This is a genomic window from Sphingomonas bisphenolicum, from assembly GCF_024349785.1.
Taxonomy (GTDB): domain Bacteria; phylum Pseudomonadota; class Alphaproteobacteria; order Sphingomonadales; family Sphingomonadaceae; genus Sphingobium; species Sphingobium bisphenolicum.
The window spans coordinates 114,359-136,687 of the sequence record NZ_AP018821.1; the positions used below are offsets into that span (position 1 = coordinate 114,359).

The following is a 22,329-nucleotide window of genomic DNA, read 5'->3' on the forward strand; positions in this document are numbered from 1 at the left end:
GATAATGTCTGGATGGGATTATGACGATGCCGGCAAGTTCGGCAGCGAAAAGGCGGCCGAGGATTTCGCGAAGGCCAATAACATCGACCCCAGCGACATCCGTACCCGGCGCAAGGGCGAGAGCGTCGAGCTCGAAATCCGGCGTTCCGCGCTCGATGGGCGCACGCTGCGCGATGGCGGCGAAGGCCGCCGCGACGGCTGGAACTGAGGGAGGCGCGCTATGACGATAGGGGGCTTCCTAAATTATCTGTTCTCCATCTGCGTGCCACTGATTTCTCTCGGGACACTTGGTGCGCTGGCGTGGTTACTCCTTCCCGATGCGCCTTTTGGTGGGGGCGCTCCGGCCCCCGTAGCCAAGCCGCTTATGACACGGCGTGAGCAAGCGATGCTTGTCGTCCTCGAGCAAATGTTACCGGCCTACCGGTTCCATGCTCAAGTCTCGATGGGCGCAATTATGGCCGCACCAAAACCCGTGGGCCGCCGTCGGTATGCGTCGGATCGGAACGCTTTTTCTCAGAAGATCGTAGATTTCGTCGTCGAAGATCGCACAACCGGGAAAATCGTAGCCCTGATCGAGGTAGACGACAGCACCCATAACGCTTCTCGTGATCTCAAGCGCGACGCCATGACGGCGAGCGCTGGCTACCGCACCATCCGCATTCCCCGTTCTGCTGCGCCTACAGTCGCTGGTGTGATGGATCAAATCCAGCCGCTGAGGAACGTGATGCTGAAGGTATCTCAGTCAGTGACGGAAAGGGACGTCTGAATGGATATTGGGGAAATCCTGCTGTCTCCAAAAGGGCGAGTGGGCCGCGCCCCGTTCCTGGCGGTGGTGGCCACAGGTTGGGCGATCGCGTTCGATTTCGTGCCTTTCAACCCGCTGCTCGCGCTACGCTATGCCGCCGCCATCAACGTCGCGCTCGTCGTCATTAGCGCGCTGGCGCTCTGGGTGGGGATCGCCATTACGGTCAAGCGTTTCCACGACGTTGGATTATCGGGGTTTAATACGGTCGGATTGGTCTGGACGACGCTGCGCGGCGACCCGCTGGCGACCGACGCGCCTTTGACCATGGCCATCGCGACTCTTGGGATCATCACCCAGCTATGGCTTTGCATCGAGCCGGGCTCGCGGAGCGCCAATCGCTTCGGCAATCCCGTGTCGGCTTAACGGGCACATCCCTTACCCTCGACCCGCAAGTCGACATAGGCCCGGCCGTTCCATCGCACGACCGGCATGCAAAGGCCGGGGCCGCCGATGCCGATATCGGGCCAACCGTCCGCGCCCTTGGTGGGACGAATATCGGCGATACCGACCGAATTATACATGCGCTTCCAGCGGCCGTCGGCCTGCTGGCTCATTACCCAGAAGGCGGCGCCCGTATTGCCGTAACAATAGGTGCCGCCTTCGGTGATGATGGCCTCGGGTCTGCCGTCGCCGTTCAAGTCGCGCCGCTCCTCGATCGTGCCGGGCCCATAGGACCCTGGCCCATTGTCCTCGTCGCCATCGTTGCAGCCGCTTTCCCAGCGACCCTTCTTGAGGTGGAAGCCGGCGGCAAGGAAGATCGCGGCGTCTCCAGCGGGCGCGGCGGCGGCTGGACCCGAGGTGGCATTTCGAGCCGTCGATGGGGCGGCCCGCGCCGCCTGTGAAGCCATACGTGCGTCCGCGTAGACATTGCCATCATAAGCGAGCCGCGTCGTCACGCCGCCGCGCGTCGCGTTGAGCATGAACCAGCCGTTGACTGCTGTACCCGACGCCGCGACGGAGCCTTCCCCTTCCAGAATGCGGCGCCAGCGGCCATCCGCGCCCTGGGTGGCGACGGCATACCAGCGCTTCTCCTGCTGGTAGCAATCTCCGCTGTCGATAAAGAGGGCTTCCTTGCGTCCATCGCCGTTCATATCGACGAAGGTAATGCGCGGCCTTGCCGGTTTGCCGCAGCGGTTCGTCGGCCCGACGGCGTCGGTGACGACAGGAAAGCCGCCCGCGCCATAGAGGGCTTTCGCCTGTTCGCGGGTCATGCCTGCCGATTGGGCCATGAGCGGCGGCGCCCATACAACTGCCGCGAGTGCGCCGATGCCTGTCCATCTGCCCATATGTCGCTCCCCGCACCGCTACAAAGGATCCTGCATCGTGACGGTTCGGTCGCAAGGATCAAGCGATTCCATCAGAAACAGGCAGCGTGCCGTCCTACTCCAATCCTGATGTCGCGTGTGACACTTTACCTAGAGATCGGGGTAAAGTGTCACGGATGGTATCGGATGTGAGGCGGAGCAGGCGAGGCGGAATGCCCTGGAAGCCTCGACGCACAGGAGTTGTGCGCGGAAGTTGGCTATTATGCTTTGTGGCTTTCTCTGAAATGCTCTGGCTGCGGCGAATTGCCGCACTTTACCGCCTAAAGCTGCTACTCAGTCGGGATGGTACAAACGAACATCTCCAAGGTCCCTAGTACGTCCGGCCGAAATTGGAGCGAGGACGAGCGCGTTGCCGCGCTGGACCGCTATGACATTCTTGATACGCCGACCGAGCCGATCTTTGATGACATCGCACGTCTGGCCTCCGAGGCGCTTGGCGCGCCGATCGCCGTGGTCAACCTCATCGCGGCCGCGCGGCAGTGGTTCAAGGCCGAAATCGGCATCGGCGCGCGCGAACTCCCTCTGGAAGTCTCGATCTGCGCGCATGCGCTGCTCGAGGAGGACATGATGGTGATCCCCGACACACGGCTCGATCCGCGGGTCGATTGCAATCCCCTGGTTACGGCCGAAGGTGGTCTTCGCTTCTATGCCGGGGCGCTTCTCAAGACACCCGACGGTCTGCCCATCGGCACGCTCTGCGTTCTTGACCGCCAGCCTCGCCCGGAGGGCATCACGCCCTTCCAGCGGCTCACCCTCGAAGTGCTGGCGCGCCAGGTCATGACGCAGCTGGAATTGCGCAGGTCGCTCAGCCAGCAGCAGGAAACGCTCGCGCAGCTCGCTGCCAGCGAGGAGCGGACCCGTCTTGCCCTCGACGCAGGCGAACTCGGCGCCTGGGAATCGACGCCGGCGCTGCGTTCGCTCAAATGGGACGCGCGCACCCGGGAGTTGCTTGGCCACGAACCTGACGAAGCGCTCGACTATGAAACCTCGTTTCTCGCGCGGGTTCATGCCGAGGATCGCGAGCGGGTCGCTGCCCTTATCGCCGAGGCGCTCGCTCCTGGAGGCGCAGGCACGGTCAGCGTCGAATATCGCACGGTCAATCCTCGTGATGGCCGTGAGCGCTGGATCCACGCCAAGGGCGCGCTTGCCGTAGGTCTGGGCGGCGAACAGAAGTTCGTCGGCACGGTGCGGGACATCACTGCGGAAAAGGATGCCGAGATGCATCGGCGGCTCCTGACCGGCGAGCTCCAGCACCGGGTCAAGAATACGCTCGCTGTGGTAAATGCCATCGTCCACCAGTCGCTTCGCAGCGCGCCCTCGATGGAGGAGGCGAGTACCGCGATCGGGCAGCGCCTCCAGACCTTGGGCGCCGCTTACGAGTTGCTCACCCGCACCGACTGGACGGTGGCGCCGATCGGCGCTGTCGCCGAAGGGACAACGGCGCTTCATGGCGCTCGCACAGGCGCGATCCGGATTGCGGGGCCTGACCTTCTTCTATCGGCACGGGCCTCGCTGGCTCTGTCCATGTCGCTCCACGAGCTTTCCACCAATGCGGTGAAATATGGCGCCCTGTCGGTGCCGGGCGGGCAGGTCGACCTCAGCTGGGCCATCGAGGAGGAAGAGGGAAAGTCTTTCCTCACGATCTGCTGGGCGGAGCGAGGCGGGCCAATCGTGTGCGCGCCCGAGCGCGGCGGGTTCGGCACCCGGTTGATGGCCAGCCTTGCCAGCGACCTCGGCGGCAAGGGAGTCATCGACTATCAGCCGACCGGTGTCGTCTGGCGGCTTCGGGCTGATCTGGCACGGATCACCGAACCCGCTTGAGTGGAACCCATGGCGGTTCCGGCTCGGTAAAATGTCACGGGTGGAAAAACTTGGATGTGCTGTCCGCTGGGGATTCACATTGCGCGCGCGCGTGATAGATTCATCTTATGTTCCAGCAACCCGACCTCTTCGCCTCCGTCGATCCGGTCAGGCAGCCGCCGTCCGACGACCTGAATTTGCCTGCCCTCATCGAGCGCATCGCCGATGTTTCGCGGCGGCCGCGCTATGCCTTCATGGTGCTCAACCTGATCGCCAAGGCGGCGGGGCGGAACAGCGGCAGTGCAGGTCCTTACGTCCAGGTGGATGGCGAGCGCATTCCTTTGCGCGATTGGCTCTGCGACTCTCTCGTGCCCATTGCGCAGCGCGATGCGCGCCGCCTCGCCATCGTCGACCAGGTGCGGTCGGGCCTTGAGGCGCAGAAGGCACTGCCTGACGATCCGCAGGAGGCGGCCCGTGTGGTCCAGGAGGAGGTGAAAGTGCGCATCCGGCGCTCGGGCCGTTGCAATGTCAGCCGCGCTGTTTCGGACCTCGTAAGAGCCGGCCTTGTGCGCAGGCATTATCAGGGCTTTCGCGTCGATCATCATAATCGCGGTGCGCAGCGCGAAGCGGTTTACACGATTACAGACGCGGCTGCGCGCGCGTTGCGCGCCTGAGCAGGACGGCAGGGAAATCGTTCAGTTGGGCGTGACATATCATTTTAATTGCTCATTTGCACATGATATGTCATGCACTTTCCATGCCTCGCGCCTCTCGAGCCTCCAGCGGTCTGCCGCCCCAAAGTCAGCGTGCCATTCGCCAGTTGGGCGAAGACTTGCGCACCGCACGCAAGCGGCGACGCATCCCGCAGAAACTGATGGCCGAGCGTATGCTGGTGTCGGTGCAGACGCTGCAGCGTCTCGAAGCTGGCGATCCGACCGTAGGTCTCGCAGCGCTGGCGAGCGCTCTCTTCGTGCTAGGTATGACGGCTCGCCTGGAATCGCTCGTCGCCCCTGAAACCGACAGGGTCGGGACCAGCGAGGAAATCGGCCGCCTGCCGCACAGCATCCACACGCCGCGGCGCGACGATCCGCTGGATTTCTAAGCCATGGCCGACATCGAAACCTTCGTCTTCGTCTATTTGGACGGCGTTGCCGTCCCCGCGGGCCTTTTGCGCCTCCACAGCGAGCCGCGTGCCAGCTACGCGACCTTCGCATACGGCAATCGCTATCTCGAGCGGCCCGACCGTGTCGCGATCGATCCTGTGACCCTGCCGCTGCCGCCGGCCGGCACGCGCCAGGAATTCCGGACCGAGGAAGGCTTTGCCGTCTTCAATGGGATTCGCGACGCCGCGCCCGACGGGTGGGGTCAGTATCTCATGTACAAGGCGATGGGCGAGCGAACGCCAAGCGAGGCGGATCTTCTGCTCGCATCCGGCGACCACCGCGTCGGCGCGCTGGCGTTCGGTCCCACGCTAGAGGCGCCAAGGCGCTTGGCGCCGTGGGGCGAAGCCGACGCGCCCGGCGAACAGTTCACCCTGGCAGAACTGGCTGCCGCTGCCGAAGAAGCGCAGGAGGTCGACCAGCTCAGCGAAAATCTGCGCCCCCTCCTGACCGCCGGCTCGTCGCTGGGCGGCGCGCGTCCAAAGGCGGCGACGACGATCGAGGGCCAGTCCTGGATCGCCAAGTTTCCAGCACGCAACGACACCTTTCCCGAGTGCCGGGTCGAGCTAGCCACCATGCGGCTCGCCGCTGAATGCGGGCTCGACGTTCCGTCGCTTCGCTTCGAGCAACTGCTCGGCCGCGACATCTATCTGATCGAACGTTTCGATCGCAGGCTGGACGGCAACCGGATGCTGCGCGCCTCCTTCGCATCGGGGCTTACGATGCTGGGCGCGCATGAAAGCGAGGTCAGCCGCTATGCCTATGCCGATCTCGGTGCGACGCTGCGCCAGCACGGCACCGCGGTCCGGCGGGATCTCGAGGAACTGTTCAGGCGCATGGTCTTCAACATCCTCGTCACCAATGACGACGATCACCTGCGCAATCATGGTTTCCTGTGGGACGGGAAGGGGTGGCGGCTGTCGCCGCTCTATGACGTCGTACCCAAGCCGCAGGTGGGCCTGGATCGCCGGCTCGTGCTAGGCGTGGGTACCGAGGGTCGCCAGGCCACCCTTGCCAACGCGCTCTCGCAGGTCGCGCAGTTCGACCTGGCGGACGAGGATGCGCGCGCGATCGCTATCGCCATGGCCGACAGGGTTCATGCGCGGTGGCGTGGCTGTTTCGAAGAGGCAGGGGTCAACGTCGCCGACCAGGGCCGTTTTGCGACCTGCTTTCGCCTGGCGGACCCCGAACATCGCGCAATCGGCTGACAGGCGAGCAATTTTACGCCGAAGGCGTCACATGACCCCTGCGCTCCCGAGGGATTTCAGGCTGCGCGCGCTTCGGCCGACGCGGTGGAAGAAGCTGCGGCGGGAGAGGGGGCTGCCTTGATCATGCCAGCCGCCGCGGCGATCAGCCTCTCCCGCATCGCCTTGCCTGGCTTGAAATGCACGGATCGCTTGGCCGGGACCGGCACGGCCGCGCCGCTGCGCGGATTTCGCCCGGTGCGAGCCTCGTGCAGCCGCGTCGAAAAGGCACCGAACCCGCGCAGCTCGACACGCCCGCCAGCGGCTAGCTGGTCGACAACCGCTTCGAAGAAGAGATCGACGATCTTTTCAATCTCCTGTGCGGAGAGTTCCGGGTTTTCCTTGGCCAGGAGGGCCACAAGTTCAGATCGCACCATGGCTGAAGCCTGCTTCACTGGTTTGTCACTGCATCCAAGGTAAGTCATCCGCGCGCCTATCTCCACATTTTATGTTGGCGCCGTAATGATTTAGTTGGAGGGGGGTTGGTCGGGCTGGCAACTCACCGCGGCACGATCTGAAGGTCCGGACTGAGCTGCGCCCGCATGGCCCGAATCCTATCGGTCGCATCGTCCGCAGACATGCCGAGCGTCATGAGGGCCTGGGCGCTGAGCCCAAGCCCCGCAGCATAATTTTCGGGAAAGACATGTGCCGCGCCCGCTTGCGCCAACTCACCCAGATGCGCATCGTCGCGAAGGCTGGCGATCACCTGGATCGCGGGGTTCAGGCGCTTGGCTTCGCGAATGATGCGCACCGACCGATGCCAGTTGTTGACAAGCACGATGATGGCCGCAGCGCGATCGACGCCGGCTGCCTTGAGTATTCCCGCTCGGCTGGCGTCGCCGAAAACCGCATTATGACCTTCCTGTTGGGCGCGGCGAAGGCGCTCCACGTTTCGCTCGATCGCCAGGTATGGAATTTCGCTCGCCTCGAGTGTGAGCGCGACCAGACGGCCCACGGGGCCGCAGCCGGCAAGCACAACATGACCCTTGAGCTCTTGAGATGTTGTGCGAACGGCTGTTTCGATCTCCGCGCCGCGCGGATCCCGGCTTCGCCGGATGAGATCTCCGGCCCGGTCGCTCCACTGCCCCAGGATCGGTCCGACGAGCATGCTCGCGGCGATCGCGCCCAGGACGGGCTGGCCGATCGCGGGCGACAGAAGGGCGCTATCGAGCGACCTGCCCACGATGAGTAGCCCAAGCTCACCCGAATGCGCCAGAAGCAAGCCGGTCTTGACCGCGCTGCTTGCCGGGAGGCCCGAGAGACGGGTGACCCCAAAGACGACCAGGAACTTGACGACGAGGATCGCGGCCAGAACGAGAAAGGTGACAGCCGGCTGGGCCAGGATCTGCGACCAGTCGACCGACATGCCAATCGTCACGAAGAAGATGCCCAGCAGCAGATCGCGAAATGGCCGGATTTCCTCTTCGAGCTGGTGCCTGAAGTCACTTTCGCCGACCATCATCCCGACTACGAAGGCGCCGATAGGAAGTGACAGTCCGATCATTTCGGCTGCGAGCGACGCGCCCACCACAAGCGTCAGCACGGCCAGCAGGAAAGTTTCGTCCTGGCCGGATCTCGCGACCCAACCGAGCAGTCGGCCCAGAGTCCGCCGTGCGAGAAGAGCCACGCCCGCCAATGCCACGAAGCTGACACCCATACGCAGCAGCACCTTTTCCATCTCGACCTCGTTGGCCGCGTCTGGAAGGGCAGCAATGAGCGACAGCAGGATCAAAGCGACCAGGTCCTCAAACAGGACTATGCCGGTCGCAGCCACGCCGTGGCGGCTCGATACCGCGTCGGTGTCGACGAGATGCTTTTGGATGATGGCGGTCGATGACATGGCGATGGCGCCGCCCAGGAGGGCCGCTGGCAGAAGCGGCAATCCTACGAGGAAATGGCTCGCAGCTCCCGCCAGCAGTGTTGCGCCTGCCACGGTTCCGAACCCGAGCCCGATCATGGCGCCCCCGCTGGACAGCAGCCGAGGCACGGAAAATTCAAGGCCAATCACGAACATGAGGAGAGCGATGCCGAGCTCGCCGAAAAAATGGGTGCCTTCGCTGTCGGTTACTGCGCCTATGCCATGGGGGCCCAGGAGCAGGCCCGCGGCGAGATAGCCCAAGACCGGCGACAGGCGCAGCCTCGCCAGGATGGCAACGGCCACAAATGCAGCCGCGATCAGAAGGAATGTCTGAGCAAGCTGTTCTTCCATGAATTCAAGAGCCTTATCCAGTCGCTAGTTGGATTTGGGCGTGATGTAGGATGAAAGAGGGAGATGTCACCGGTTGATGCCGGCCACCCGACCTAAAGACGGCACCCGTCAATCAGTGTGATGGTTTATACATCAAAACTAGATTTTGAGGATGGGAATGCGCGTTTCGCGTGATCGCGGGCACTGATTTCATCTGATCGCGGGCAGCGATTTCACGGGAAGCCGGGCACCTATTTCACACGATCGCGGGCACTGATTTCGCGCGATCGCGGGCAGGCATGACCAACGAACTGCAGTTACTCCGCCTCCTGAAACACAGGAGGATTGGAATGCCGACAGGACGTTTGACCATGCGCCGTATTCGCGACGTTTTGCGATTGAAGTTTGCCCAAGGGCTGAGTGAGCGGGCGATTGCGTCCTCGCTTGGGCTTGGGAAAGGGAGTGTGGGCACGTACCTGCGGCGCGCCCGGGATGCTGGACTGGGCTGGCCCCTGCCGGAGGGGCTGGATGATGACAGCCTTGAGCTGCTGCTATTCCCGAACGCTTCAGACGTGGCCGATCCAGACCGGCCAGTTCCGGATTGGGCCGTAATTGATCAGGAACTGCGCAAGCGCGGGGTCACGCGCATGTTGCTGTGGCAGGAATACCGGGCACAGCACCCCCACGGATTTGGCTACACATGGTTTTGCACCCACTTTGACGCGTGGAAAGGCCGTGTACGGCCGAGCATGCGGCAAACGCATGTGGGCGGCGAAAAGGTGTTTGTCGACTTCTCCGGCGACACGATCGAGATCGTTGACCCGGCAACCGGTGAGGTGAAAGCGGCCAAGCTGTTCGTCGCAGCGATGGGGGCCTCAAGCTATACCTACGCCTTGGCTGTTGCCAGCGAAGGGCTGGAGGATTGGATTGCGGCCCATGTGGGGATGTTTGCCTATCTGGGCGGTGTGCCGAAGGTGGTCGTACCCGACAACCTGAAATCGGCTGTGATTAAGCCGGACCGCTATGATCCCGGCTTGAACCGGACCTATGCTGAAATGGCCGGGTACTACGGCACAGCAATCCTGCCGGCGCGCGTGCGAAAGCCAAAAGACAAGGCCAAAGTCGAGGTAGCCGTGCAAGTCGCCCAGCGCTGGATCCTGGCAAGGTTGCGCAATCGCAGGTTCTTCTCACTAGCCGAGCTGAACACTGCCATCCGGCCATTGCTCGACGAATTGAACATGCGCGTCATGCGTGACTATGGCGCCAGTCGCGCTGATTTGTTCGCCACATTGGATCGTCCGAACTTGCAGCCGCTGCCCGCCGATCCCTATGTCTTTGCGCGCTGGAAACGGGCCCGTGTCGCCCCCGATTATCACATCGAGGTAGATCGCTGCTGGTATTCTGTGCCGTTCAACTTGATCCGGCAGGACGTGGACGCGCGGGTTACTCATGCCACGGTAGAAATCTTCCATCGTGGCAAACGCGTCGCTAGCCATCTGCGCGATCCCGGACGGCGTAGTCATGTCACGGCGGCCGAGCATATGCCGTCGGCGCACCGCCGCTATGCCGAATGGTCCGCGACGCGCATTCTGAACAGCGCCGCAAAGCTGGGGCCCTCCGTGGCTGCGTTTTGCGATATCGTAATGCAGGACAGGCCGCACCCCGAACAAGGCTTCCGAACCTGCCTGGGCGTGCTGTCGTTGGCCAAAAGCTTCGAGCCCCGGCGGATCGATGCCGCATGCCGCCGGGCCGTCGCCATCAAGGCCCGATCGGTCGCATCCATCCGCTCGATCCTGAAGACCGGTCTTGATCAGGCTTTCCTGGAACCAGACCCCGAAGAGCTGCCGCTGCAACACCGCAACATCCGCGGCCAGAACTATTACCACTGACAGAGGAGATTACTGTTGCTGTCCCATCCCACTTGCGACCGTCTGGAGGCTATCGGGCTTTCCGGTATGGCAAAGGCACTTCATGAACAGCGGCGCGTTGGCGCGACGTTTGAAAGCCTCAGCTTTGAAGAAAGGCTGGGATTGCTCGTCGATCGCGAAGCTGCAGAGCGTGACGCCAAGAAGCTGGCTACGCGGTTACGTTTTGCCGCCCTGCGCCACGCGGCCTGTGTTGAAGATATCGACATGCGCAGCCCTCGCGGCATTGATGTCGCGGTGATGGCGCATCTGATCGATGGCAGCTGGATCAACCGGCACGAAAATTTGCTGATCACAGGGCCAACAGGGTTGGGCAAAAGCTGGATCGCCTGCGCACTGGGCAACAAAGCTTGCCGTGATGGTCGCCGGGTTGTCTATCATCGCGTGCCCCGCCTGTTCCAGATGTTGGCCATAGCCAAAGGCGACGGACGACATGCCCGCGTTCTCAAAGCCATCGAACGTACGGAACTGCTCATCCTTGATGATTGGGGGCTCTCAGTCCTGACGGCAACAGAGCGACGCGATCTGCTGGAAATCCTCGACGATCGACAAGGTCGGGGCTCCACCATCGTCACCAGTCAGCTTCCGGTGGATCAATGGTTCGAGGTTATCGGCGATCCCACCCTGGCAGATGCGATCCTCGACCGCCTGGTCCACAACGCTCACCGCCTAACCCTGAGCGGCGACAGCATGCGAAAAAAGATGAGCACCATGAAATTGCTTGACCAAAGCCTTCAGCCCTGACTCAATAACACCCGTTGGCCAGCCTGCCCGAGGGCGCGAAATGGCTGCCCGCGATGCCGTGAAACGCGTGCCCGAGATCGCGCGAAATCACTGCCCAACTTCCGCGAAATGCGCATGGGAAATGATGTTATATATAGGCAAAAGGATGCAAATTCGGAGTAGCATCGGGTCGCGCTGAGGGACGGCAGCTTCGCAAAAGGGGCTGCCGTTTCGGCTCGCGGTCCTTTCTCGACCGATAGCTTGGGAGCTAAGGGGACGGTTCGCCCTCGCTTCCGACATCGCCCTCCCATGACGCCTCGCGACGCTCCCGCGTCGTTGCGCGACGGACCTGCGGATCAACCGGCGGCCAGTTGAGCTTGTTCCCCCGCAAGAAGGCTTGGTGCATGGGCGGGGCGCCCGAAGAGGTAGCCCTGGACCTGGTCGCACCCCTCAGCCACCAGCAGGTCGACGTGCCCGCTGGTCTCCACCCCTTCGGCGAGCACAGGGACGCCAAGGCTGTGGCCCAGCGCGAGCACAGCCCTGATGATTGCTCTGGCCTGCGGCCGCTCTTCGGACCCGATGACGAATGATTTGTCGATCTTGATCTTGTCGAAGGGGAACGAGTTAAGCGTGTCGAGCGAGGAATAACCGGTGCCGAAATCGTCGATAGCAATGGCGATACCCATCGCCTTGAGTTTACGCAAAATATGCAAGGCGCGCGGCTTGTCGGCAATGATCGCGGTTTCAGTGATCTCCAGTTCGAGACGCCTTGGTGCGAGTCCGGTCTCCAGAAGGGTCTGGGCCACGCTCTCGGGCAGGCTCGCTTGGCTCAACTGCACGGCGGAAAGGTTGATGGCCACGGTCAGTCCGTCACCCCAGCGGGCCGCCTCCTCACAGGCTTGCCGCAGCACCCACTCGCCCAGGGCCAGGATCTCGCCGGTTTCTTCAGCAACGGGAATGAAGATGTCAGGGGGAACCAGGCCGCGCTTGGGGTGGGTCCAGCGCAGCAGAGCTTCATAGCCGTTTACCCTGTCGTCCTTGAGCGAACGCTGCGGCTGGTAGAGGATCGTCATCTCGCCGCGCGCGGCGGCGCCCCGAAGGTCGGCGGCGAGTTGCCGGCGTTCGCGCGCCTGCTCGTCCATGCCTTTTTCGTAATAGCAGATCCGCTCGCCTACCGTCCCTTTTGCGCGGTACATGGCGAGATCAGCATGATTGCACAGCTGTTCGCGATCCTGGCTGTCAGCCGGATAGGTTGCGATCCCAAGGCTCGCATGGACGCTCAGATCGTGCGCATTGCCGGCATTGATCGCCGCCAGCCCGGTGCTCAGGCGCGTTACAAAGTCGGCAAGCTCATAGTCTTCGCGGTACAGAATTGCGGCGGCGAATTCGTCGCCACCCAGCCGCGCGACATGTTCATTCTCGCGAACCGCGTCCTTGAGCGCTGCGGCGACCATCTTCAATGCCTCGTCACCGGCTGAATGGCCGCGGCTGTCGTTGATATCCTTGAAATTGTCGAGGTCGACAACGACCAGTCCCAGGCGCGAACCGGCCCGCGCCGCAACGTCGAGATCGCGGTCGACGACATCGTTGAACCTGCGCCGGTTGGGCAGGCCGGTCAGGCCGTCATGCAGCGCCAGGTGCCGGATTCGTTCCTCCGAACGGCGCTGCTGGGTAATATCGTCAAAGGTGCTCACCCATCCGCCGTCGGGAAGCGCGCGCGAACGTACGCTCACCACGACGCCGGGATATTCCGAGATTGCGGGCGCGTCTCCTGAAGCGCTCAGTGCCTGGGCGAGGTTACGCTCGATTTCTGCTGCGCGCTGCTCGACCTCGGCAACGGGAAGATGGTTGGCAATGCCGGTGCGGATCACTTGACCCACCGTCATGCCGCATTGGAGCGCATCGCGCCCAAGCCCGTACAGATCCAGGAAACGCTGGTTCCAGAGCAGAAGCCGACCGTCGCCGTCATATAGGCACAGGCCCTGGTGCATATTCTCAAGGGCCAGGTCGAGTTGGGCCTTCATGCCCTGGACGCGAAGCTGATTCTCGCGTTCCTGTCGCCGCAATTTGATGCCCGTCCGCCGGCTCGTGATCGCCGCCGCCGCGGTCAGAGCGATCGTGCAGGAGACCGCGAGAAATATCCAGAGCGACATGGCGCGGGGAGACATCATGCTGAGGGGTGAAAAATCGCCTCGCGACGGGATCAGCGTGATCGCGGTCATGCCGGTAAAGTGTAGCAGGACGACGGCGGCGGTGATCAGACCTGCGGCCGCCGCGCCTTTGGCGAGCGATCTGCCGCGTAGCGCAAGCGGCAGCGCCCAGACCAGCGGGACGATTGCGAACACGGCCGAGGCCGCGACATAATCGGCCTTCCAACGAATGAGCGCAGGCATTTCGAGCGCCGCCATGCCAAGATAGTGCATGGCCGTGACGCCGCCGCCCATAACCGAAGCGGCAAGAAGCGCGCCGAGCCGGTGCGGCGCGCGTGTCGCAATGAAGAGGCCCGCTGTCGCGCCTGCCAGTACGACCAGGAGCGAGACTACGGTCTGTTGGACATGATAGCCCATGACGATGCCGGGATCGTAGCCCAGCATCGCGATGAAGTGCGTGGCCCAGATCCCAAGACCGGCAGTCAGCCCCGCCATCGTCAGCCACACGCTGCGCGAACCTGTGTCTATCCAGGCCGCCTGCCGACACAGGCGAACGGTTGCCGCCGCCGTCAGGAGACAGACTATAGCCGCGAGGATGACCAAGGGCGCGTCATGTTGATCGCGCAGGCAAAAGAGAAAGGGGAACATCGCCAATCGAAACCGGAGGAAATTGAACCTTTCCCATTTCACAAAGTGATTAATGGAGTTCGGCCTTTTGCGACAAAATGCGTAAAATCTGAAGGACACACGCGCGAAAGGCTTTCCGCCGGCAGTGCGGTCGCTCATCCTCTTTGCTCTCGCGGACGAGTCCGCGCTCGGAGGCCGACATGCGCATCGCGATCTTTGGCACGCGGAAGTACGACCGGCAGTTCCTGACCCAGGCGAACATGGCCTATGGGTTCGATCTTGATTTCCTTGACGTTGCCCTGTCGCCCACGTCGGCGCGGCTCGCGCGCGGTTTTGACGTCGCCTGTATCTTCGTGAACGATATCGCCAACCGGCAGGTGCTCGAGGTGTTGGCCGAAGGCGGGGTGGGTCTCGTCGCGTTGCGCTGCGCAGGCTATAACAATGTCGATCTCGTGGCGGCCGAGACGCTCGGTCTCGCCGTCGTGCGGGTGCCGGCCTACTCGCCGCACGCGGTTTCCGAATTCACGATCGGTCTCCTGCTGGCGCTCGATCGCAAGATCCACCGCGCATGGTCCCGGGTTCGTGAGAACAATTTCGCGCTCGATGGCCTTGTCGGCCGTAACCTGCACGGACGGGTCGCGGGCGTCGTGGGAACGGGACAGATTGGCGGGCTTGTCGCTCGGGCCTTGCGGGCTGGCTTTGGGTGTGAGGTCCTGGCCAGCGATCCTGTCGTTGACGAAGCGCTCGTCGCGATCGGCGTGCGCTATGTCGGGCGCGACGACCTGCTTCGCGAAGCGGATATCATCACCTTGCACTGCCCGCTCACGCCCGAGACCCGCCATCTGATCGATGGCCGCGTCCTGGCGGCAGCGCGGCCCGATCTGGTTCTGGTCAATACCAGTCGCGGCGCGCTTATCGACAGTGCCGCGCTGATCGAGGCGCTCAAGGCGCGCCGGCTGGGCGGTGTTGCGCTCGATGTCTATGAGCAGGAGGCGGGCATCTTCTTCGACGATCTTTCCAGCGAGATCATCGACGACGACATCCTCCAGCGCCTGCTGACTTTTCCCAATGTCCTGATGACGGGCCACCAGGCTTTCCTCACCGAAGAAGCGCTGACAGCCATCGCCGAGACCACCTTGGAAAGCGTCCGCGCCTATTCCGCCGGCGAGCCGCTGTGCCACCAGCTGCGCTATCAAGCCACACGGCCGGGGGCTGGGTAAGCGTGCGACGGTTCATCAGGTCTGGGGATCCACTCCATCCACTTATGTCCGATAAATGGGATTCTCGGACATAGGATTTACGCCGAGAGGGGGCTCTGTTAGGCTGATCGCGATGGCACGCGACCTGCTTCCATTATCGACCAATCTTCCCGCCGATCTTCTCGCGGAAATCGGGGGTGCGCGCGAAACGCTGGCTGCTGCCAAGGCCAGCTCGACCCAAAAAGCGTACGCCAGCGACTGGGAACGCTTCTGCGCCTTCTGCGATGCGCGCAACGTCGAGGCCATGCCAGCCCACCCCGACATTGTCGCGCTTTTTGCCCATGTCGAGGCCGAGGCTGGTATCGCGCCGGTCACGATTGGACGCCGCGTCGCGGCAATCAATCATCACCATAAAGAGGCCGGCTTCGCTCCGCCTACGGCGCGCGACACGGCCGGCATCATTGCCCAGATGATGGCGGGCGTTCGCCGACGCTATGCGCGCAAGAAGCTCCAGAAGGCGCCGGCGGAGGCTGATGTTCTCAAAGCCATGCTCGCCACGATAAAGGGCAATGGTTTGCGAGCCGTTCGGGACCGCGCGATCCTGGCGATCGGCATGGCCGGAGCCTTCCGGCGTTCTGAGCTCGCCGCGATGCAGTTGGGCGATCTCGTCTTCACCGCTGAGGGCGTTCGCATTACTATCCCGAAATCGAAGCGCGATCAGGAAGCACTCGGACAAGTTGTCGCCATCCCCGAGGGCCGGGCGATACAGCCGATCCGGCTCTTGAAGGCCTGGATGTCCGCCGCCGCCCTTGACGGCGCTGATACGAAGACCGGCGAGGCGCGGCAGGCGCCTCTTTTTCGGCGGCTGACCCGCTCGGACGGGCTTACCGATCAACCGATGACCGACAAGACGGTCGCGCGGCTCGTCAAGGCCTGCGCGACTGCGGCAAGCCTCGATCCTGCCCTCTACTCAGGCCATTCGCTTCGCGCGGGGTTTCTCACAGAGGCAGCATCCCAGCGCGCCAATCTCTTCAAAATGAAGGACCACAGCCGGCACAAGTCGCTCGATACGGTCGCGGATTATGTGCGCGACGCTACGATGTTCGACGACCACGCGGGCTACAAGTTTCTGTAAATGCTGCTGTTCACCGATCTTCTCGAAAAGGCCGGGCTTGACCCGGCCGATGTTCGCCTCCTGCGACACCAGACCAAGGCGTCGACGGGACGCACGCCTTATGGCCTGTGGCGCGACGACCGACCGGCCTTCGAGGACTATCAAAGCGTTCAGACCTCCGGAAATCGGGCCAGCCTGGCCGCGCCGATCTGGGCGAGCTTTGTCGCGCCGCCGACAGGAGGCTCGTTGTTTGCCGGGATCTACACGGCGGAGCATATTGGCGCCGCGCCTCCAGGCTGGCTGGACCCGCTCCACCAGGTCGCGGGCATCACCTTGACCGCCGATACGCTCGACCAATACCGCACGGCGCTCACCTCGCATCTGGAGCCCTATATCGGCCGGCTCTGGATTGAATGGGGCGCGGGCGCGCGCAAATGGGTGCAGCGTCCCGACCGTCAGAACAAGCCAATCATCGAGCTCACGCGCGCATTTCGTGAAGACGCCTTTCCCGGGTACACGCACTTCGTGACGAACGTATCGCAGGTGCAGAGCCTGCCGGCGACATGGGTGTCAGCGCTGCGCGCCGCACGCGGAATTTACCTTCTCACCTCGGCCAAAACGAAAGAGCAATATGTGGGCTCGGCGACAGGTGAAGGCGGGTTTTTCGGCCGCTGGATGAATTACGCTCAGGACGGTCATGGTGGCAATCTTGGCCTGAAGAGCAGCGAGCCAGGCGACTATCAGGTCAGCATCTTGGAAGTCAGTGGATCGGCGGCGACTCTCGACGAGATTCGGAGCATCGAGCAACTCTGGAAACGCAAGCTTCAAAGCCGCGAAATGGGCCTCAATCGAAATTGACGTCGCTGCCCCGGCCAGGGTGCTGCAAGATATGGCCGTTCTGGATCACCCCGTTCGTCTGCACGCTAATCGGTGGCATGATCGACAAAGGGCGCAAGGCGAAGATCGCGCTCACGACCAGTTCGGTGCGATCATGGGCGCCGAAGAGCTCGCGTGCCTCGGTCATGTAGCCATCGACGGTGCGCGGGGTGAGCGAGAGGGTTCGCGCGATTTCCTTGTTGGACAGGCCCCGCCCGGCAAGGATCACGCAGTCGCGCGGCCGGGGGTGCAGGCGCGGCACCGGCCGTGGCTGGCGCTGGCCCGTGACCAGGCGGCGTGCTGCCTGGAAAGCGAATATGCCGATCATCTGGACGGGGCCGAGCAGGCGAACTGCGCGCTTCGGCGATTTGATCCCGGCGAAGGTGCACGAGCCCATGCAGTCCCCGAGCAGCACGGACGGCACGGTGATGCCCTCGTTCAGCCCTTCGGCCTGGCCTGCCTCGAGGCAGCGACGGTCATGACGATCAAGATGGATGATCCGGTCGAGCTCGGACCAGAGAAAGGCGCCGTCGGCGAAGGCACAGGCCCGGATGACCGGATCGCGGCGATACCGGCCCTCGTCGATGATCCGGGCAGCAACTGCCTCGGGATAGTGGCGGACATCAACCCGGCCCGGGGGCGAGCCGCGCAGGTCGGCGTGATGGATGAGTGCGTAGTAACGAAAGCCCAGGTCGGCGGTGACCGCCTCCATCAACAGGGCAAGGTCGCCTGGCGACGCTGCCGCCCGGGCGGAGCGAATGAAGGCATCCGCCAGGGCTACGCTTGGCGCCAGCCGCGACCGCCATCGGTCGGCAGGCATGCTCGGCTTTTCCCTCCCGCCGGGTCAGCCCGGCCCCCAGACTCTTTCCCAAGGGCGCAACTGCGCGTGATCCGCAATGCCGCCGGCGTTCGGCGCCAATATATTGCCTGTTCGCGATCCACGGACCGGCCAAGGACCGAGCACCCCGTGCAGTCGGGGCATACGGTCGGAGTGAAAGAATGAACCCGCCCGGATCAGGATGCTGGCTTCCCGCGTGAAGCTGCCGGTGCAGCGGCGGCGCTCTGGGTGGTCAGGCGCGGACGGGTCATGCCGAGGAACAGGCCCCCGACAATGGCCAGCGCGGCGATGATCTTCCAAGGCTGGAGCGGCTCGGAAAGATACCAGGCAGATGCTCCGAGGCCGAAGGCGGGCACGAGGAGCGCCAGTGGTGCAATCCGCGATGCCGGATGCCGGGCCAGCAGCCAGTTCCACACGCTGTAGCCAAACAGGGCATTGGCAAGGGCCTGCCATAAGACGACCATCCAGCCGCCCCAGCTGGCATGGACAATGCTACGAAGTACCCGGTCGGGGCCGTCGACCAGGAGGGTCGCGGCAACCAGCGGCGGGATCGCGAAAAGGTTGCTCCAGGCGACGAGCGAGATGGCTCGCGCTGGCCGGGCACGGCGCACGATGATGTTCGCACAGGCCCAGGCGAGCGCAGCCCCAAGGACGCAGGCGATACCGAGGATGCTGGCGTCGCCGTTCGCAACGTGCCCGCTGATCACAGCAATGCCGAACCCTGAAATGATAAGGCCCAGGACATCGCGTCGGTCGAGGCGCTCGTTTCCCGCCAGGGCAGCGATGACCGCGGTGAAAAGAGCCTGCATCTGGAGCAAGGTCGAGGCGAGGCCGGGCGAGACATGCCCGTTCATCGCATAGAGCATCAGCCCAAACTGAAGGGCGCCGCTGAGCAGGCCGTATGAGATGACCGTGAGCGGCCGCACGTCAGGCCAAGGCAGGAAGGGCAGCAGGGGCACCGAGGCAAAGAAGATGCGCAGCGCCCCAAGGGTTAGCGGGGAAAATTCCGCGAGCCCCTCGTGGATCACCACGAAGTTGGTTCCCCAGACGGCTACGACCAGCAGGGCCATGGCCAAGTGTCCGGGGGGCACGCCTGGGCTGGCGGCATGGTGCGAACTCACAGGGTCACCGTGCCGCTGAAGACCGGGACGCAGCGTCCGGCGACTGCGGACCGGATTTCGCCGCCGATTCGCCAGGCCCGCAGGAACAGCATGCTGGGCCGCCCCATCTCGACGCCTTGGACTGCCTGGAGCTCCAGCTTGTCCCCGCCCCCTAGCGAGAGAAGGAGAGCAGCGAGTGCCGCATTGGCGCTGCCGGTTGCCGGGTCCTCCCAGGTGCCTGCCAATGGCGCGAACATTCGCGCGCGGACCATATCCACGCAGCGTTCGTAGGCGAGGATCGAGAGGCGCGTGCTGTCCTCGACCGAGGCAGCTTGCCTGAAGGCAGTGATGTCCGGGGCAAGGTGGACAAGACTGCCCTCCGCCAATTCGACGAGCAGGAAGTCGATGCCAACGCTTGCGACCAGCGGCGGGTGGCGCGAGGTGATGATCCGGGCCGGGTCGATCGACAGGCACGGCGCCACCAGGGCGGCTGGCAGGTCGGGGGCCGTCGAAAGCGGCTGGGGCGCCTCGATCTCCACTTTCCCATCGGGGCACAGGCTGACCTCGACGATCCCAGCCGGAACCTCGAAGCGCAGCCTGGGTCCGCTCGCGAGGCCGAGCGAGGACATGATCCAGGCCGTGCCGACATTGGGATGGCCGGCGAAGGGCATTTCCGCGGTGCGGTTGAAGATCCGTACGCGTGCGGTGTTCGACGGATCGTCCGGCGGCAGTACGAACGTGGTCTCGCTGTAGTTCATTTCGGCTGCGAGCGCCTGCATTGTCGTTGCATCTAACCCCTGGGCATCGGGAAAGACCGCCAGCGGATTTCCGCCGAAGCGCCGGTTGGTGAAGACATCGACAGTGAAATAGGAATAAGTCGGCACGGACAGTGTCCTCAGCAATCAGGGTCGGAAGGGGAGCCAGGCGCAAGTCGTTCGGCGGCGTGGCCGTAGAGCGCCTCGCCCGCGGCCTTGCCAGCAGGCCCGAACTGGAAGATCTCGCAGGCCCGCATGACCGAGGCATCGAGCTCAGCTTCGTAGTGGATGACCATTGCCTGTGCGGTCTCGTCGCAGACCATGCTGATCAGCCGGAAGTGGAGATGGCGGATCCGGTCCAGTGCAGCCTGCCAGTAGGCCCGCATCTCCATCTTTCCCTCGAGCTGGTCCGTCCCGGCGATCCTCGCGGCCATGGGACTGCGAAAGACCGCATCCTCCGCAAAGCCAGCAAGGACCGCCTCGGCATCACGCCGGTTCCAGGCTTCAATCCACTCCTCGCCGTGGCGGACCATCTGCTCGCGCGACAGCATGGCGCGCACCTTCGCAGAGGGGCCTTCGCCCGGCGCATCGTGGCAGCAGACGCAGAGCTTGTTGCCCTCCGGGTCGCGGAAATAGGCCCCATAGTAGTGGGCGTGGTAGTGGGGGCGCAGGCCAGGAGCGCCCTCGCTGGTGCCGCCCACTTGGAGCGCCAAGGCAAAGGCCGCATCCACGGTCGGCCGATCCGGGGACAGCAGGGCAACCATGCCGCCATTGGCGGGCGAGGCCGGTCGGCCGTCATAGGGCCTGCCGATGATCAGGAGCGGCCTGTCCGTATCAGCGGGCTGCCACGCCGCCCAGCCGACAACCGGATCGGAAAAGCGGGGGCGCCATCCCAGCCGCTCCAGGCTAGGTCCGTAGAATGCTTCGGCCCGGGCAAGGTCGTTGGCTCCGATATAGATGTGCGAGAGCATCAGTAGGGCGTCCCGTCCTTGTGGAGGAACCGCCATCCGCCCTCGGTCCAGGTGGCTTCGAGGTCATCCTCCGGATAGGAGCCGCCATCCTCGGGATTGCGGTCACCGATCTCGAGGTAGAGGACGTCCTCGCCAGACCGATTGACAAGCTGGTGCGCACATCCGCCGGGCGCGAACCCGGCGCACATGCCGGGCTGGAGCACGAATTCCCCATCGTCGGTTCGCAGCGTTGGCGTCCCGCTCAGGACGTAGATGAATTCCTGCTGGTGGCTGTGCCTGTGCAGCAGGGCCGATTCCCCTCCGGGCCGCAGGGTGGTGAGATTGACGCCGAACCGGGTAAGGCCGAAGGCATCCCCCAACTGCCGCTTCACGCGGCCCTTCATCCGGGTGGCAAAGGGCTCCGGATAGTTGCTGGGCTTGGCGCGTGGAGGGACGTCGAGGGCAACCATCGGCTGCCAGTCGGTGCTGTCGTCATGACCAGGGGGCATGGGTGTTTCCCTTCGTGAGGGAATGCCCCGTCACAGGGCGGATGATGCCAATGTCCCAGCATCGGCCACCGCTCTCGAGCCAGCGCGCGCTGGAGAGCCAGAAGGTGTCGCGATGGCGGCTGTGGAACAGGTCGAAATGGCCGACGTGCTCGCACCCGATGTCAGCAGGCTCAATCACGGCCAGCGACCGGCGTGCTCCAGCGTAGTAGGACAATCCGCGCTCGATCGCCGCTGGCGTCCCAAAGGGATCGTCGCTTGTGGTGACGGCGAGTAGCGGCCCCTGGAAGGCCGCAAGCCGGCGGATAATCTCAGCCCGCTCCGCCCGGGGCAGGCTTCTTTCCATTCGCGCCCGGCGGAAGGCCCATTCGAATGCCACCCCGGCCGGCAGGTCCTCCAGCCAGCCGATCCGGCGCCCAGGAAAGTAACCGAGCAGCGCAGTGATGGCCGGCATGGCGACATGCCACTTGAGGCAATGGCTGAGCCGCGCCCAGCGGGCATAGTCGCGCCAGTAGGCAAATTGCGCGCCGACCGTAAGCATGGCTGCGCAGCGATCCATGCGCGGGGCAAGCCCCGGAATGAAGCCGCCGATGCTGTGGCCGACGACCATGATCGGACGGCCTTGCGCGAGCCGTTCCGCTTCATCGAGGATTGCGGCGAAATCGAGCGTCCCCCAGTCGCTCCCGCGATAGCCACATCCCCGCAAGGCTGCCGGCCGGGAGCCGCCAATCCCGCGATAGTCATAGGTGATGACGTCGTGGCCGCGACTGGCAAGGAATGCCGCATAGCGATGGTAGTAGCGGGCAAGGACGCCGGTTGCGGGGTTGATGACCACGACGCTGCGCACAGGGCCACCGCGCCAAAGCTGCGCTGCCAGCACAACGCCATCGTCACAGAGAACCTGAAGCGCTTGCGCCGTGCTCGCGACGACATCGGCCGGCTCGCCCCTCATACCGTCGATCGCAAAGGCAGGTTGCACGTCGCCTCCAAATTGAATCATGGACTCGGCGATTATTGTATCTATTGAACTCTCAATTGCCAGCG

The 22,329-nt window shown here is 63.7% G+C and carries 21 protein-coding genes and 2 pseudogenes; 12 read left to right on the forward strand and 11 right to left on the reverse strand.

Features of this window, described 5'->3' with window-relative positions:
• Positions 1-4: 4 nt before the first annotated feature.
• Genes SBA_RS23915 through SBA_RS23925 form a run of 3 tightly spaced genes read left to right on the forward strand, consistent with a single transcriptional unit; the run spans position 5 to position 1,168 of the window.
• Complete coding sequence (locus SBA_RS23915) at positions 5-208, forward strand: hypothetical protein (RefSeq protein ID WP_008829880.1); 204 nt, start codon at positions 5-7, stop codon at positions 206-208.
• Between the two features lie 12 nt (positions 209-220).
• Positions 221-766, forward strand: coding sequence for a DUF2726 domain-containing protein (locus SBA_RS23920; RefSeq protein WP_008829881.1), 546 nt, complete (start codon positions 221-223; stop codon positions 764-766).
• Positions 767-1,168 carry a DUF805 domain-containing protein gene (locus SBA_RS23925; RefSeq protein WP_008829882.1) on the forward strand — a complete coding sequence of 134 codons (402 nt, stop codon included), beginning with the start codon at positions 767-769 and terminating at the stop codon, positions 1,166-1,168. It begins immediately after the preceding gene.
• On the opposite strand, the gene SBA_RS23930 is transcribed toward SBA_RS23925, so the two are convergent.
• Positions 1,165-2,091, reverse strand: coding sequence for an FG-GAP repeat domain-containing protein (locus SBA_RS23930; protein ID WP_008829883.1), 927 nt, complete (start codon positions 2,089-2,091; stop codon positions 1,165-1,167). The two genes, SBA_RS23925 and SBA_RS23930, sit on opposite strands and share 4 nt — an antisense overlap.
• 321 nt (positions 2,092-2,412) lie before the next feature.
• Between SBA_RS23930 and SBA_RS23935 the strand changes: the two genes are divergently transcribed.
• The 4 genes from SBA_RS23935 to SBA_RS23950 all read left to right on the forward strand — a co-directional run bounded on the left by SBA_RS23935 (position 2,413) and on the right by SBA_RS23950 (position 6,298).
• A complete protein-coding gene (locus SBA_RS23935; RefSeq protein WP_008829884.1) occupies positions 2,413-3,951 on the forward strand; it encodes a sensor histidine kinase in 1,539 nt (512 codons plus the stop codon).
• A gap of 107 nt (positions 3,952-4,058) precedes the next feature.
• Positions 4,059-4,604, forward strand: a complete 546-nt coding sequence (locus tag SBA_RS23940) for a hypothetical protein (RefSeq protein ID WP_008829885.1) — start codon at positions 4,059-4,061, stop codon at positions 4,602-4,604.
• A gap of 146 nt (positions 4,605-4,750) precedes the next feature.
• Positions 4,751-5,032, forward strand: coding sequence for a helix-turn-helix domain-containing protein (locus SBA_RS23945; RefSeq protein WP_008829886.1), 282 nt, complete (start codon positions 4,751-4,753; stop codon positions 5,030-5,032).
• Positions 5,033-5,035: 3 nt separating this feature from the next.
• A complete protein-coding gene (locus SBA_RS23950) occupies positions 5,036-6,298 on the forward strand; it encodes a type II toxin-antitoxin system HipA family toxin (protein WP_008829887.1) in 1,263 nt (420 codons plus the stop codon).
• Between the two features lie 143 nt (positions 6,299-6,441).
• On the opposite strand, the pseudogene SBA_RS23955 reads toward SBA_RS23950, so the two are convergent.
• Both SBA_RS23955 and SBA_RS23960 read right to left on the reverse strand, forming a co-directional pair.
• Positions 6,442-6,711: pseudogene (locus SBA_RS23955) on the reverse strand (HU family DNA-binding protein); the annotation flags it as partial.
• Positions 6,712-6,833: 122 nt separating this feature from the next.
• Positions 6,834-8,543: a cation:proton antiporter domain-containing protein gene (locus SBA_RS23960; RefSeq protein ID WP_008829889.1), complete on the reverse strand. Its 1,710-nt coding sequence runs from the start codon at positions 8,541-8,543 to the stop codon at positions 6,834-6,836.
• Positions 8,544-8,872: 329 nt separating this feature from the next.
• Between SBA_RS23960 and istA the strand changes: the two genes are divergently transcribed.
• Positions 8,873-10,411 (forward strand): IS21 family transposase, encoded by a 1,539-nt coding sequence (istA, locus tag SBA_RS23965; RefSeq protein WP_007200412.1) that lies wholly within the window; start codon positions 8,873-8,875, stop codon positions 10,409-10,411.
• A gap of 15 nt (positions 10,412-10,426) precedes the next feature.
• Positions 10,427-11,191 carry an IS21-like element helper ATPase IstB gene (istB, locus tag SBA_RS23970; RefSeq protein WP_006956108.1) on the forward strand — a complete coding sequence of 255 codons (765 nt, stop codon included), beginning with the start codon at positions 10,427-10,429 and terminating at the stop codon, positions 11,189-11,191.
• Between the two features lie 335 nt (positions 11,192-11,526).
• Here the strand turns inward: istB and SBA_RS23975 are convergent, their stop codons facing one another.
• Positions 11,527-14,106 carry a bifunctional diguanylate cyclase/phosphodiesterase gene (locus SBA_RS23975; RefSeq protein WP_261937543.1) on the reverse strand — a complete coding sequence of 860 codons (2,580 nt, stop codon included), beginning with the start codon at positions 14,104-14,106 and terminating at the stop codon, positions 11,527-11,529.
• A 41-nt stretch (positions 14,107-14,147) separates the two neighbouring features.
• On the opposite strand from SBA_RS23975, the gene SBA_RS23980 reads away from it, so the two are divergent.
• The 3 genes from SBA_RS23980 to SBA_RS23990 all read left to right on the forward strand — a co-directional run bounded on the left by SBA_RS23980 (position 14,148) and on the right by SBA_RS23990 (position 17,118).
• Positions 14,148-15,167, forward strand: a complete 1,020-nt coding sequence (locus tag SBA_RS23980) for a 2-hydroxyacid dehydrogenase (RefSeq protein WP_008829891.1) — start codon at positions 14,148-14,150, stop codon at positions 15,165-15,167.
• A 112-nt stretch (positions 15,168-15,279) separates the two neighbouring features.
• The gene (locus SBA_RS23985; protein ID WP_008829892.1) at positions 15,280-16,281 is read left to right on the forward strand and encodes a site-specific integrase; all 1,002 of its coding nucleotides are present in this window, start codon (positions 15,280-15,282) and stop codon (positions 16,279-16,281) included.
• A complete protein-coding gene (locus SBA_RS23990) occupies positions 16,282-17,118 on the forward strand; it encodes a GIY-YIG nuclease family protein (RefSeq protein WP_008829893.1) in 837 nt (278 codons plus the stop codon). It begins immediately after the preceding gene.
• Here the strand turns inward: SBA_RS23990 and SBA_RS23995 are convergent.
• The 7 genes and pseudogenes from SBA_RS23995 to SBA_RS24025 all read right to left on the reverse strand — a co-directional run bounded on the left by SBA_RS23995 (position 17,105) and on the right by SBA_RS24025 (position 22,285).
• A complete protein-coding gene (locus tag SBA_RS23995) occupies positions 17,105-17,956 on the reverse strand; it encodes a helix-turn-helix transcriptional regulator (RefSeq protein ID WP_008829894.1) in 852 nt (283 codons plus the stop codon). The genes SBA_RS23990 and SBA_RS23995 overlap by 14 nt on opposite strands.
• 194 nt (positions 17,957-18,150) lie before the next feature.
• The gene (locus SBA_RS24000) at positions 18,151-19,044 is read right to left on the reverse strand and encodes an EamA family transporter (RefSeq protein ID WP_008829895.1); all 894 of its coding nucleotides are present in this window, start codon (positions 19,042-19,044) and stop codon (positions 18,151-18,153) included.
• Positions 19,045-19,091: 47 nt separating this feature from the next.
• Positions 19,092-19,958 (reverse strand): PhzF family phenazine biosynthesis protein, encoded by an 867-nt coding sequence (locus SBA_RS24005; protein ID WP_008829896.1) that lies wholly within the window; start codon positions 19,956-19,958, stop codon positions 19,092-19,094.
• An 11-nt stretch (positions 19,959-19,969) separates the two neighbouring features.
• Positions 19,970-20,380, reverse strand: a complete 411-nt coding sequence (locus SBA_RS24010; protein WP_315975833.1) for a nuclear transport factor 2 family protein — start codon at positions 20,378-20,380, stop codon at positions 19,970-19,972.
• A gap of 36 nt (positions 20,381-20,416) precedes the next feature.
• A pseudogene (locus SBA_RS24015) lies at positions 20,417-20,800 on the reverse strand (VOC family protein); the annotation flags it as partial.
• Complete coding sequence (locus tag SBA_RS24020) at positions 20,800-21,288, reverse strand: cupin domain-containing protein (protein WP_008829898.1); 489 nt, start codon at positions 21,286-21,288, stop codon at positions 20,800-20,802. The pseudogene SBA_RS24015 and the gene SBA_RS24020, both read right to left, overlap by 1 nt.
• Positions 21,272-22,285, reverse strand: a complete 1,014-nt coding sequence (locus tag SBA_RS24025) for an alpha/beta hydrolase family protein (RefSeq protein ID WP_008829899.1) — start codon at positions 22,283-22,285, stop codon at positions 21,272-21,274. The genes SBA_RS24020 and SBA_RS24025 overlap by 17 nt, the downstream gene beginning before the upstream one ends.
• Between the last annotated feature and the right edge of the window lie 44 nt (positions 22,286-22,329).